Genomic DNA, 14417 nt, shown 5'->3' with positions numbered 1-14417 from the left:
TTCTGTATGACCAAATAGCAAAACTAACGGTATGAATTAGAGTTGTTGAAAAATTCCATAATAGAAGTTTAATAAAACGGTTTCAGTTGCTCGTTTTTAATACAACGAAAACAATTAATTTTTAAACATATTTAATGTGGGAACTCTCACAAATCCATATTTTACGATAAAACTTTGTAACGCGGGGACTACCACCAGCAGTTATAATGATAAAGCAGCAATTTAAAAAAATAAATGCGAAACTTCCCGACTCAAATCACAAAAAGTGAATATTTAAAAATTTATTATACGAATTAATCTGTGGGAACTCTCACAATCATGGATTTACCAGTTAAGCTTTGAAATTTGTGGGAACTACTATAAAATACAAAAAAATCATCGTCCATTCGATTCCTGCGCAAAACCTCTGTTTTGTGGCCATCATCAAAATTTAAATCTTATTTTTACTCGGATGCATGAAAGGTGCCCGAAATGAATCATCTATTTTTACAAAAATGAGGAGGGAGTCCTCAAAAACTCGGAATTGTTGGCTGTTTTTTAAAAGAGGTTGTATATTCTAACTTTTGAAACAAGCTTTGGTAATATTGTTCGAGTAGTAACGTGAGTTCCTACAATTTTAGAATTTGTTCGTAAAATCGTGATTTGTAATAGTTCCCACATCATTTTACAGACAAACTTAAGTTTTGTGGTAGTTCCTACAGATTACGTCTCTTTTTATCTTTTTTGCGATTTTAAATCATACTTTTCTAAACGAAATTTTGTAATAGTTCCCACATTTAAAGAATCAATCTGTAAAGTTCATTTCAGAATCATGAATTCCTTACGCCAAACTCACGTTAAAAATAGGGATCAAACATTTTTATAAAATGAACGTTACTCATAACTATATAATAGAATTGTTGAAAAATTAATTCTTGATCTGTTTGTATTTGATTGAAATGGATAATTGAAACAATTTTACGAATCTTCACTATGGAATTTTTCAACAACTCTAATAAAGTACCTAATATTTTACATAGAATCAGTGTTTTATGATAGAATTAACGATACTCAATTTTATAGAGATCAGTAGGAACTTTTGATTTTAGAAAAGCTCTCCCACTTCGAACTCAAATTAATTTAAAATATTATAAAATAATTAAATATTAGAAAGCAATATAAAATGATTCAGAAAAGTAAAGCTACATTCAAAAACAAAATAAAAAAATCGGACCGATCGATAACTAATTTTGATTCGATCGGCCCTTCATAAAACTTATTGAAAACGATCTTTCTTCCAATTGAAATTAGATTACAAAGTATCTTTTCTAATCTGAGTACACAACCTATTCCTAAAGAGCAAACGAGCGAATCGTAACCGTATAGTCTTCTACTTCTCCTTGGATAAATTTTTCATCCGGACGAGGATACGTCTCACCACCGGTCGCTGCCTTCATCGAAACGCGCATTTTAGTATTTCCAGTCAAAGCATCCGCAGGAATTGTGAAAGTCTTTTGAATCACTCCCCCGTCGTAAGAAGAAATAGTTCCCTCAGCAATCAGCTCAGGGGAATTAATATAATTGTTAAAAACTCCGTCCCGATTGAAATCAATCCATACTCTCCACTTATGTGTTCTAGATGGCATATTGATAACCGAATCTCCCTGACTAGACAATCGAATCGTATATGTAAAACCCTTATATACAGTTTGATTTAGATAAGTACTGTCTTTATATCCACAGTCATTTCCGGAATTTCTTTCCATCTCCGACAGTTTTACCGAAGTAATATAATGATCCGGCTTCATTCCAGTACCTCCGCGTGAACTCGTATTTGCAGGCACTCCCACTGCATCCCAAGCGTCGATTGTACTTTTTACTTCTTGAGAAAACGATCCGTATAAATATTTCGATGCGAGGATACTCGCAGATCTCACATCAAAATACTCAGCAGTAGGCCAAAGATACATAGCAGCTGAATAGGCGATTTTTTCGGCCTTCTCAATACTGATACCGGAAGTATCGTATTCACACCAGATATCATTGATTCCTTGTTTTCCATTCGAAAGTATATAAAACCAATGACTCAAAACGTTACTGTTTCTGTGAACATCTATTTCACTAAAATCCCACAAACCACCTTTATAGGTATTCGGTCCCGGATATTTAACCGTGGTTGATTTTGGATTTGAAGCGGAACGTAAACCACCTGAGGGCCTAGTTTCATCACCAAACAACCAAATATTTTTATTCAACCCGTTAGTCTTGTTTACGAAATGATTTACACCTATATTCCAAATATCTGAAAATCCTTCGTTCAAAGCTCCCGGTTCATAACTATATTCTAATTCGGAAGTATATGCATTTACCCCATGTCCGAATTCGTGAGATACAAAATCAAGAGAAGTAAAATCGTCGTATTGCGGATCTATATCTCTAGGACTTGTATAAATTGTCGCACAAAAACTTTCCGGAGGACAATAATAATAATAAATCTCCTCGGTTATAGGATCCCAATGAGCATTATTAAACCCGAAACCAGAAAGAGTATGAACGTTATTAATTACTTTTGCACCGTCTCTATCATATCCGGAACGATTATGAACCGTCTTAAAATAGTCGTAGGTTTTTTCCGAGCCCCAGTGTGCATCCAATACTGCATCGTGATTATAATCGTCATGGTATTCGGCTGCAGACCAATAATTATCGGAATCGATCATAGGTATTTTCTGAAGTTGAACACCTAAAATACCTAAATCTACAAACTCCCAAGAATAAGTGAGAATTCCCTTACCTCTTGAATAATCCTTGAGCTCGTAATGATTTTCTTGTCCTGCCGTCCAGGTTGTGATTGTCTTGTATCCACTAAATCGAGTTTTAGCCGTTCCATTTTTGATACAAGGTGTTCTATCTGGAAAACAAATCCCCAAATCCGTGGGCAGTGGTGACGGCGTAGTACCTCCTCCACCATCACCAGGTTGAGATTCAAATCGTCTGGCATCTCTACTCGCAAGAATCTCTCCGGAACGGGCATCCACATAAACATATTTTGAACTCGGCGGCTCTAAAGAAGAAATTCCAAACTTATACGTTAAACGATATTCATTTTTAAGATTCGATTCAGCTCGATTGTATACGATCAATTCTCCTTTAGGAAAATAAGTCGCTTTCGGATCTACTTTGATAGAACGAAGTCTCTCCTCCCTTTCAGGAGATTCCCATAGATACTTCTTCGCACCAAAATGTATCAACGCTTTTGATAAGGCATCTTCTTTAGATAAGTTTGGGGTTACGTTTAAGTCTTGCTCGATCCCAGCAAAATCTCCACCCATAAACTCGATTCTATTATCCTTAGAGACTACGGTGTAAATTTTATTTTCGACCTTTAGACCTTTATAATATTGTTGAAAACGATCCAAAATATGTCCGTTAGATTCGTTTGAACGTGCAAGTTTAGGTGTATATTCTGCAGGAATTTGCAGATACGTTTTTAAAACTTCCGAAGCTTGACCTCTACTGTATGGCACAAGGTCCGAATTGAACCGAACAAAAGTGATAGCGCCGTTCGAAGAATAACCTCTTTCGGCCACGGCTTTTGGATCCATCTGAACCAAATTTAACATTCCCAGCCAATATTCTACACCAAACGTTTTCCCATCGTCCTCTTTACAACCTTGTAGAAAAAAATTTAAAAAAATCCCTAAATAAAGGAAAAAGATTTTCACTTTCCCAAATCTAAACTTTTGTTTATATCCCATTTGATACCCCTTCTGTGTTTTTAGAATTGGATTGACTCAGTTTTTACCCGGTTACAATACCATTCTAGAATATTTAAAATTAATAAATTATAACACTTTTATGTTTTTAATTTTGACTCAGTTTTTAGATCGAGAATAAAAATTTTTGAATTTGAAATTTTAAGGGCCTAACTTTCGGTTTTAAACCTATTTAGGATCCTTTTATGCGAATAGAATCCTTTGATTATTAAACTCATAATCTTGTCAGAATTGGTTCTATTACTTGATCCCTATAAATTTAAGTACCGTAAATTTTTACTGCAAAACCCTGTTTCAGTGCAAATATTCGTATTTTGCTATATAGTTTTGAATCATCTTTACTACTCGGACGTATGAAAATGGTACCGAAAATTAACGGGTAATTTTTTAAGATATAGAAGTCCTAGTGAAATTGCACAAAACCTAGAATTATTGGCTTTTTTAAAAGGATCTCAGTTTTGAAGAATCTTTAAATAATACTGATCTCTATAAAATTAAGTACCGTTAATTCTATTACAAAACGCTGATTCTATGTAAAGTATTAGGTACTTAATTATATAGTTATGAGTGAAACCTTAGATTTCAAACTAAATCCCTGAATTTAGACACTCTATTTTATAGTCTACGTAAAACTTAAAATATAGGAACCACTTTATAATAATTTACTGATATTTAAAGAAATTTTAACGTGAGTTTCAATACAAAATTTTTCTAAACAGAGACTCACATTTATATTACTTAAAACCATATAATAAAAAACCCAATACAATCGTTTACACTTCGATAATAGAGTGGTTGAAAAATGAATTCTCCATCTGTCTTTGTTTCATAGAAACGGTCGATTGAAGCAGTTTTGTCAATCGCTACTTTCAACAATTCGAATGTGAATTCAACGAAAGAAAATCAGGCGCTGCCAGACTGCAGGTTCCATTGCATGAAAGAAACGGAATACGATATTTCGTGTTTAACTACAATTTATTATAAAACGCGACCTGTCGAACGACCCATGGGGAGTCATAACCTTACCCACAAGTTGAATAGGATTTTAGAATCATAAGGCTCAAAAACGCACATTTTTCAAGTGTTCCGACAAGAATGAGTCTTTTTACTTGCAAAAAGCATGTTTTTCTGATAGAGAAAAGTCTTCCGAATTTCTCCACCTCCGCCCCCACCCAAAAATAAGGGTGGGAACTCAGTTTTACAGAGGATTTGTCGTAATTCCCACAGATTTAATATTGAAATCTAAATACTTGTGGGTAAGGTTATGATGGGGAGTGAGACGCTGAGTTACTTCGAACGACCTAAAACGCTTTCGTAAAAAGCGTTTTGCTGAGTTAACGCGATTCATAGAGCGTTCTGCTTTAGTTCCCTACGCTTCAATCGCTTTCGCATCGAACTTATTTGAAACTGCACTTTGGGGATAAAGTATCTAGATACTCAATTTTATAGAGAAAAATAGAAAAAGTTTTTATTAGAATGATCATCACAAAACGGCGATTTCATGTAGCAATTTAATTGTACAACCAAAGATCCCTTGAGTTCCTACTTTTCAGAACTGGTCTATAAAATCGCGACTTGTAATAGTTCCCACATTTTTACAGGAAATAAAACTCTATATTCAATATGCCGGATTAAAATGCAGTAGTTCCCACATCCAAATTTATTTTGCAGAAAAACAAACCTTCGCAAAATCAATCTGATTCGGCTCACATGAACAGAAAAGATCTACTTCTTTTCTCTAAATCCGATTTTTTAAAATTTTTCTCCCAAAAAGAAACGATTTTAGATCATTCTCCCTTGACTCTAAAGACCATCAACAAATATTGAGAATCATTTTTAAAATTGAAACTCAAAATGAAACATAGATCCTCTTTGCCTCTTTGTATTTTTCTATTTCTTCTTTTTTCGTGGGAAACTCCAGCACAACCAGAAGAAACCAATAAACCAATCCTTTCAGAATCTTCTTCTAACGGAGAAGAAATCGAAAAAGAAAAATGGAATCAAGGAACCATTTCAGTGATAGGAAAACGAAAGACAGATCTTAAAAGAATTCCAGGGTCTGCCACGGTCATTGAAAAGGAATTTTTGGAACAGACCAAACCTGTAGATTCAATGGAAGTTTTAAGAAGAATTCCAGGTGCCTCGATCCGTTACCAAGATACCGGTTTGATTTTAAACCTTGGGTTTAGAGGAGTGAATAACGACCTCGGAAGAAAAGTGCTCATTTTAGAAGACGGAGTTTTCACTTCCCTGAATCCATACTCCGCACCGGAACAATACTATACACCTAACATAGATCGTATGGAAAGAATCGAAGTAGTCAAAGGTTCAGGAGCAATTCTTTTCGGACCTTCCACAATCGGAGGAGTGGTAAATTTCATCACAAAACGTCCTCCCAAAGATCCTATACTTTCCATTTCTGCTCAAGGAGGATCTTACGGTTTTTTTTCTTCTCAAGTTTCTTACGGTGGAACTTTCGGAAATACCGGAATCGATATTTCAATTCTTAGAAAACAAGGAGACGGATTTAGAGAACATCAAAGTTTTCGAATTCACGAATTTTCATTTAAGTCAGTCACCGATCTAAACGAAAAACATACTCTTACTTCTAAATTTCTTGCAACCGCACAAGACGCAAATATGACTTATTTAGGTCTTACAACGGCTCAATTTTGGAACCACTCTTCTTCTAACTTTGCGGAACAGGATAACCGAAAACTAGAAAGATACTCGGGTGATATAGGTCACGAATGGAAACTCGCGGATCATTCTAAACTTGTAACCAAAGTTTACTCTGCTTATACAGAAAGAAACTGGGCAAGACAAAATTACCTTAGAAATACAGGCTCCAACTTCAGCACAATTCCGTCTAACGTAATCAAATCGTACGATACGGAACCTTTCGTAAATCGTCCGGGTGATACGGTTTATATGTTAGATAGTGTTGGTCATAGAAATCGTTCCTACCGTTTTGTAGGAGTGGAATCCCGCTATCAACAAGACTATCAATTTTTAGGGATTAAAAACCAATTAGACGCTGGTCTTCGTTATCACTACGAAACCGCAGACATCAAATATCTGGACGGGCCACCTACTCCCGATTATGCGATCTTTGGCAACGGTTTTAACAATTCACCTACGGGAATTGCTTCTTCCGAATATTCTCTTGCCAAGTCGGGAAACGTAAGAGACCACGAAGTCAATAACACCAAGTCTCTCGCAGGTTTTACTCAAAACAGTTTTAAATTCCAGAACGGATTTTCGGTAATTCCGGGAATTCGTTACGAAATGTTTACTCAAAATAGGACGATCCTCCGTCAACAAACCATCGATCCAGTGACCAATCAACCTGATCCAAATTCCCCCTCTCAAGAAGTGGACAAAGGAAGTAAACATACCTATCACGTAGTAATTCCAGGACTTGGCCTTACATACGATATTCGTAAAAACGCAAATTGGTTCAAAGACCTGACTTGGTTTGCGGGCGCTCACAAAGGTTTTTCTCCACCTAGATACCAAGACGCTTTGAATAATTCGGGAATCGTAAATCGGATCGACCCGGAATATTCCTATAATTACGAAACTGGTTTTAGAGGAGATATTACAAAATACTTAAATGCTCAGATTACCTACTTTAACCTAAACTATATAAATCAGATCATCATCACTTCTTCTACTTCCGGCAACGATTCCGCTTCTTCGGCTAAAAACGGTGGTAGAACTTATAGCAGAGGTGTGGAAACTAACGTTACTTTCGATCCGGCACAATTGTTCGACGCTTCTTTTAAACTTCCGATCGATCTGATTTATACAAGAGCGGACGCGAGAATGAACCAGTATTCCATAGACACTTCTAAAATTACAGCGGATCAATCTCTTCTCGATTTTGTAGTTACCCAAAAAGATAAAAACGGAAATTACGTTCCGTATGTTTCTAGAGATACTGCAACTTTAGCGATCGGTTTTATTCATTCAAAAGGTTTTTATGCAAGAATGGAATACCAATATTTTTCCTCCCAGTATCATGACGACTCAAATACCAGAACCGTTTATTGGGCGGATTCCATCACTGATCCTCTTGGTAAAAAAGTATTACAATATTTGAATATTACTTCCAATAGTTCCGGCGAAACCGGTGTAATCCCTGCATACGAACTGATCAATTGTTCCTTTGGATACAAGGATCCGATCAAACGCTGGAGCCTTTTTATCACGGGTAAGAACTTAGCGGACGTTCGTTACATTTCAGGCCGTCTTCCGGAAGGAATTCAAGTCGGCCCATTCCGTCAAATCAACGTAGGTGCTTCGTTTGAACTTTGATCTTTATTTAAATAGATCCGATCTTTTAAAATTTAGAAAATCAAACGGTTGACTCCATTTAACTTTTTATGCCTCAAATACGTTATGCGTCTTTTGATGATTTTAAACACGATTTTATAGTAAACGTTTCTGATAAAAGTTTTTTACTTTTGTTCTAGAGAACCTATATAAAAATGAATTTTAAATTTGAGGTGACCGCAAAACAACAATTTGATGCAGATTTTTTTTGTGAAAATCTGTAAGGAACTTATTCTGACTATAAAAAATTTTTGTATAAGTTCCCACAAATTCACACTGATGAATTATTTTAAGTTGACAAGAAATCTGATATTGAGAATTAGTATCAATATCATAACAACCAGTTCATCGAAAATTCCCCGGTTGCGGGCAACGGCCCTCTGCCGGGATCTTTTTTGAAAACTTTCAGGAAATTTGAATGAATCTAAAAAAAATCATCACACACTATTTTCTACTTTGGATCGTTATATCGTTTCTTTTTTCAAACTGTAAATCAGAGACAAATAACGATTCAGAGCGTTTAGGCTTATTGTTGACCTTATTCCAACCCACTGCGACAAGAACCCAAGTAGTTGATCGTTATCTTAAATTAGGCTACGAATCCTATGATCAGAGTTATAAAGACGCTGTCGCTTTTCAAACCGCAGTTACAGCCTTTGCCGCTAATAACAACCCGACCGCGACGGATCATACGAATCTTAAAAATTTATACATCATCGCAAGAGCTTCTTATTTAACTACGGAAGCATTTCGTTTTTCATCCGGACCGATAGACAACGTTGACATTTTAGGTTGTGGAAGTAATGCAGACGGTTCCGGTGATGAAGAATGCGAAGGGCTGATCAATGGATGGCCGTTAGACGAAAGCGCGATTGATAATTATTTAGCAAATGCAGGAAATGCAACAACCTACGCAGCCATCTTAGCTGCAAACGGAGATGCAAATGCAAATAACGCAGTTGATCAAGATGATGAAACTGCACTTACGGTCGGTTGGCACGCAATTGAATATATACTCTGGGGTCAGGATCTATTTAACGGAGGAGTCAATCAAATTTCAGGACAACGCACTGCGAACGATCTCTCGGGCGCCGCTGGCACAGCCGGAGGTAGAAGAAGAACCTATATGAAAGCGGTTACAGACGGACTCGTCCTTCAGTTAAAATTGATTCGAGATCAATTTGAAGACGGTGCTAGATATTCGGATGGACTTAAATCCAATCCTGACGCAGCGGTCACTTATATCTTTCAAGGGCTTGGTAAATTCATCGCTGGAGAATGGGGAGGAGAAAGACTTACCGGAACTTTTGGCGGACAACAAGAAGAAGAACATTCTTGTTTTAGCGATACTACCAAAGCCGACTTCTACTATAACGCACAAAGTGTGTTGAACATTTGGAACGGATCTTACGAGTTGAAAAAAGGAACCGTAACTTCCACAGGCCCCGGTCTAAAAAATCTTTTTGGCACTTTAAACGTTCCTGGGATCGGTTTTCAAGCTACTGCGGCCAGAGACGCATTTTGTATCAATCTTTCGGAACAAACCGCAGATCCAAATTATACCACCTCTTGTCCAGCCGGATCTCTAACCGGGAGATACGATCAAATTATCAGAAACACGGATAACGAATATCAAATTCTTTTCGACATACAAAAATTTATCGGAGACAAGATGAAAAAGACAATTACGGACGCCGCAAAGACTATCGGAATTTCCATCACGGACTTTTCAATTTAAGTTAAAAATAAAATATGAATATGAGGAAAAATGAAAATTAGAAGATCTTCAACGCGGGGGATGGCTTTCATTCCCCGCAAAATTTCAATATATTCTAAAATTCGAATAGGATTTCTAATCGGGATCCTATTCTGTTTATTCACTCAGTGTAACCTCAAAATTTTCGACCATAAAAAAGACAACAACCAAGAACTGACAATTATGTTGTTATTACTCGCCTATATGGATCCGGGAGAACAATACTCCGGAGGTTACACTACGACCTTTGATACTACGGTAAACGCTTTCGACCTCGCGGCTTCAAATCTGAGAGAAGGTGGAAACATAGAATTTCAAGGTGGAAATTCATTTTTCAATCGCACTTGGGTTCAAGGAGGCAATTCCGCTTCCGACGGGCTGGGGCCGGTTTTTAACAGCACTGCCTGCAACGGTTGTCACGTAAAAGACGGAAGAGGAACTCCTCCACCGGATGGAAGTAACGTTTTTTCTACCATGCTGATCCGAGTCAGCAAAGATGGAAAAGATCCGACTACGGGTGGACCGATTGGGCTCGACAATTACGGACTTCAGATCAATAACCGAGGCATCCCGGGAGTTCAAGCCGAGGCGACTACTACTGTAAACTTTGCAGAAGAACCTGGAAGTTTTCCGGATGGAGAAACTTATTCTTTAAGAAGACCTACATTCACAATTTCGAATTGGAACTTCGGAGCGCCTGCGCTTGTACATCAATCTCCCCGAACGTCTCCCATGATTCCGGGACTCGGGCTTTTAGAAGCGATTCCAGAATCTACGATCCTTTCTTTTGCCGATGAAAACGATTCAGACGGAGATGGAATATCAGGAAAACCGAATTTAGTTTGGGACGCAAAACTGCAAAAGAAAGTTTTAGGTAGATTTGGTTGGAAGGCAAACGAACCCACTCTATTCCAGCAAAACCAAGGTGCGTTTTTAGGAGATATAGGAATTACAAGTCCTCTGTTTCCTAATCAAAACTGTGTCGGTGCACAAGCCGCCTGTTTTGCTGCTCCCGCTGGTAATAACGGAAATCCGGAAGGAACCGAAATTTCCAATAGAACAGCTGAGTTAGTGACTTTTTACACCAAACTGTTAGGCGTTCCAGGTAGAAGAAACTGGACTCAACCAGACGTAGTTAGAGGGAAAGAAATTTTTTCCCAAATCGGTTGTAACTCTTGTCACAAACCTCATATTTTTACCGGATATTCGGAAGGGTTTCCCGAAATTTCGTTTCAACATATCAAACCGTATACAGATCTTCTACTACACGATATGGGACCTGACCTTGCAGACAATCGAGAAGATTTTGAAGCTTCGGGAACGGAATGGAGAACTCCTCCTCTCTGGGGAACGGGCCTTATACAAAAGGTCAACGGTCACAATCATCTTCTTCACGATGGACGCGCGCGAGGTCATAAAGAAGCGATTCTTTGGCACGGAGGCGAGGCTTTGACGTCCAGAAATAAATTCGTAAATCTTCCAAAAGAAGATAGAGATAAGTTGATTCTATTTCTGGAATCTTTATGAGAATTTTAGAATTTACGAATATGTCTTCCAACAAATTCAGGCTGCTCGCCAAGAGGATTACGTTTTTTTTCCTGAGTCTTACGGTTCTTCTACCGGGAATCCGTTGTCAAGACTTGGGAAAAATTACCGGATCCGAAATTTTACTGGTCGCATTATTTGCAAATGCAAGTACGGGAGAATTTTTGAATTACACCGCCAATCAAGTCGCGGTTCCTCAATTTAAACGTCTTCTAACTGCAACAGACGAATTAAAAACGAGCGCCTCTGCCTATCAAGCCAATCAGAATGATACCACTCTTGCGGATCTTCAATCCAAATGGTTGGTTGCTAGAAAACTTTTTAAACAATCAGAAATTTTTTATATCAACCGATCTTATTTTCCTTCCAATTACTTTCACCGATTGGACGGTTATATTTTAAATGAGAACAGTCGTCCTGTACCAAATGATTTAACCGTAGCCGCGGCCACAAATCCAAACACAAATACCGTGGATTCTTATCCTCTGACAAGAAAAGGTTTTGCCGCTTTGGAATATTTCATTTTCGACGACGGGAACGGAGTACATACGTTAGCCGCAATCAATGTGGCAAATGGAAACGCTGGAAGAAGGGCTTATATAGTTTCACTTGCAAACGTAATTCAGTTGGACGCACAAAGACTTTTAAATTCCTGGAGCCCTTCTTCCGGAAATTTTGCAGAAGAATTAGCCTTTGGCCAAGGTTCTTTCGGCGGCGTCAAGGATGCGGTCGATTCGTTTATCAACGGTTTGGTTCAATTGGAATATACAAATCAAGACGTTCGAGTAGGAGTTCCGGCAGGCCTCACGGTTTCAGGAACAACCCAATATCCTACTAAATTGGAATCCGTTTATAGCGATACGGCGTATCAAGATTTGTTATCTTCTTTGGAAGGTTTGGAGCTCGTTTATTTTGGCAATCCTGGAGATCGTGAAGCAAAATCACTCAGCTATTTAGTTCAGTTTCAAAATAACGCGTTAGACGCTCGTGTAAGAACTAAAATTTCCACTCTAAAATCACTCATTCAAGGAAGAATCGACGCGTCGGCAACTCTCAAATCCGATCTCGTTGCAAACCTTAGTTTTGTAAATACGGAAATTTATTCAAGATTTAGAGAACTTAGAATCATCTTTGCTACCGAAATCATCGGCATCTTAGGCGCCAATGCTCTTCCTTCCAATTCGGATGGTGATTAAAAGATCACATTTTAAAATCGTCCGAATTTTTATCGTTAGGTTATAGTTTTCTTAATACTCGGAAATAGATTTGGTTTAAAAGCTTTAGTGTTGTAATGTAAGGACTCACTTTTAAAAGTAAGAGCTCCTACATTTTAGTTTTTATGAAAAATTCGGTTTTTTATATCAAACTTATAACTGCAAGAAACCTCTATAAATGAATTTTAAATTTACTGCTCGGATGCATGAAAATAGTATCAAGTTATTAATGGCCGAATTTGCGAAAAAAATAACGGTATTTAAAAATAATGCAATTCGGGATCTACGGTATTTTAGAGCAGGATCCAAACATTCAAATTTTTGAAACAATCTAACCCTATTTATGCGTCCGAGTAATAAGAATAGATATAACGCGAGAGGGACTAAAGCAAAACGCTTTCCTAAAACTCAGCATCTCACTCCTCATCATAACCTTACCCACAAGTATTTGGATCTCAATATTAAATCTGTGGGAATTACGACAAATCCTCTGTAAAACTGAGTTCCCACCCTTATTTTTGGGTGGGGGCGGAGGTGGAGAAGTTCAGAAGACTTTTCTTTATCAGAAAAACATACTTTTTGCAAGTAAAAAGACTCATTCTTGTCGGAACACTTGAAAAATGTGCGTTTTTGAGCCTTCTGATTCTAAAATCCTATTCAACTTGTGGGTAAGGTTATGACTCTCCATGGGTCGCTCTGGAAACTCAGCGTCTCACTCTTCATGGGTCGTTCGACAGGTCGCGTTAACTCAGCAAAACGCTTTCCTAAGGGTCGCGTTTTATATTAAAACTTAAGACGAAATATCACATTATGTTTCCTGCATGTAACTTATTGACCAGAGGGGAGAAGTCCGGTCGGCTGGCCGTGACAGCCGGATTCGTCCTGATTTTCTTACACCCTGCTCACGTTAAATATAAATCCGGTTCCTGGTTCATCTCTTTGAAATCTCACTGGAAGATCAATTTTTACGGATTCAGTTACCGGAATTCCGGAAACTTCTCCTTCTAAAATTCCAATCGTTTTGATTCCCTCTTCCAATTCTATAACCGCTAAAACATAAGGCACCCTTTTAGATAGATGTCCAAAACCTACATAAACGACGGTGTAAGTGTAAATTTTTCCTTTTCCCGAAAATTGGATTTCAATGGTTTTAGAACTTCCGCAACGTGTGCAAGCTATGGTAGTTTCCACGGTTTGGAATCCACAGGAATCGCATTTTTTTCCTTTCAAAATTTCTAATATACTTTCGGACATGTTGAATCCCTTACAGGTGTTTTATGAGAAGGAATTTATATAAAATTCCAAAAAATAATTATTCAATCAAACTTTTTCATAAAATCATATTTTGCGACCATCATAAAAATTAAAAATCTATTTTATAAATTTTTTTTTACCAAGACGGGTGTAAAACTATTCCGCCATTTCCCTAAAAACATTAATCTTTTATATTTCTATTTTTCGCAATCGTAAAACGATCTTCGTATTTCCCAACTTGGTTTTTAGCGTTTTAAAACCGATACGAACAAAATCAAAAATACATTTGATTTTGAAGTCCGATTTAAATTTAAAAATAATATTTTAATTATCTAATTTATAAAATATTTTATTATGCGATAAATAGAGTTGTTAAAAATGAATCGCCACCAAGCCCCTGTTTTATGAAAACGGTAGACTGAAGCAGTTTTTATTGATCGTCACTATGGAATTTTTCAAAAACTCTTGTATATTAAAATACTAGAAGTATCTTTTTTGAATTTTTAATAAAGTACAGCACCCGAGATAACACGATCAACTTCTCAATGTGAGAAC

7 protein-coding genes are annotated in these 14417 nt (G+C 37.2%); 5 read left to right on the top strand and 2 right to left on the bottom strand.

From position 1 onward, the window contains the following. The first annotated feature begins 685 nt into the window (after positions 1–685). Positions 686–865 carry a hypothetical protein gene (locus LEP1GSC049_RS2000000226625; protein WP_078131565.1) on the top strand — a complete coding sequence of 60 codons (180 nt, stop codon included), beginning with the start codon at positions 686–688 and terminating at the stop codon, positions 863–865. Between the two features lie 466 nt (positions 866–1331). Here LEP1GSC049_RS2000000226625 and LEP1GSC049_RS212465 read toward each other — a convergent pair whose 3' ends face one another. Beyond that, entirely contained in the window at positions 1332–3737 is a 2406-nt protein-coding gene (locus LEP1GSC049_RS212465; protein ID WP_016560915.1) for a M4 family metalopeptidase thermolysin, read from the bottom strand. A 1872-nt stretch (positions 3738–5609) separates the two neighbouring features. Here LEP1GSC049_RS212465 and LEP1GSC049_RS212470 point away from each other — a divergent pair. The 4 genes from LEP1GSC049_RS212470 (at position 5610) to LEP1GSC049_RS212485 (ending at position 12590) form a co-directional block, all read left to right on the top strand. Then, complete coding sequence (locus LEP1GSC049_RS212470) at positions 5610–8075, top strand: TonB-dependent receptor family protein (RefSeq protein WP_025183236.1); 2466 nt, start codon at positions 5610–5612, stop codon at positions 8073–8075. A 436-nt stretch (positions 8076–8511) separates the two neighbouring features. Further along, the gene (gene lruB, locus LEP1GSC049_RS212475; protein WP_016560999.1) at positions 8512–9831 is read left to right on the top strand and encodes an imelysin LruB; all 1320 of its coding nucleotides are present in this window, start codon (positions 8512–8514) and stop codon (positions 9829–9831) included. A 60-nt stretch (positions 9832–9891) separates the two neighbouring features. Beyond that, complete coding sequence (locus LEP1GSC049_RS212480) at positions 9892–11376, top strand: di-heme oxidoreductase family protein (RefSeq protein ID WP_230848369.1); 1485 nt, start codon at positions 9892–9894, stop codon at positions 11374–11376. Continuing rightward, a complete protein-coding gene (locus tag LEP1GSC049_RS212485) occupies positions 11373–12590 on the top strand; it encodes an imelysin family protein (RefSeq protein ID WP_004752957.1) in 1218 nt (405 codons plus the stop codon). The genes LEP1GSC049_RS212480 and LEP1GSC049_RS212485 overlap by 4 nt, the downstream gene beginning before the upstream one ends. Positions 12591–13499: 909 nt before the next feature. On the opposite strand, the gene LEP1GSC049_RS212490 is transcribed toward LEP1GSC049_RS212485, so the two are convergent. Beyond that, positions 13500–13862 (bottom strand): Zn-ribbon domain-containing OB-fold protein, encoded by a 363-nt coding sequence (locus LEP1GSC049_RS212490; RefSeq protein ID WP_004753002.1) that lies wholly within the window; start codon positions 13860–13862, stop codon positions 13500–13502. Positions 13863–14417: the final 555 nt, after the last annotated feature.

This window comes from Leptospira kirschneri serovar Cynopteri str. 3522 CT, from assembly GCF_000243695.2.
Classification (GTDB): Bacteria; Spirochaetota; Leptospiria; order Leptospirales; family Leptospiraceae; genus Leptospira; species Leptospira kirschneri.
This window is presented reverse-complemented; position numbering and strand designations above follow the sequence as displayed.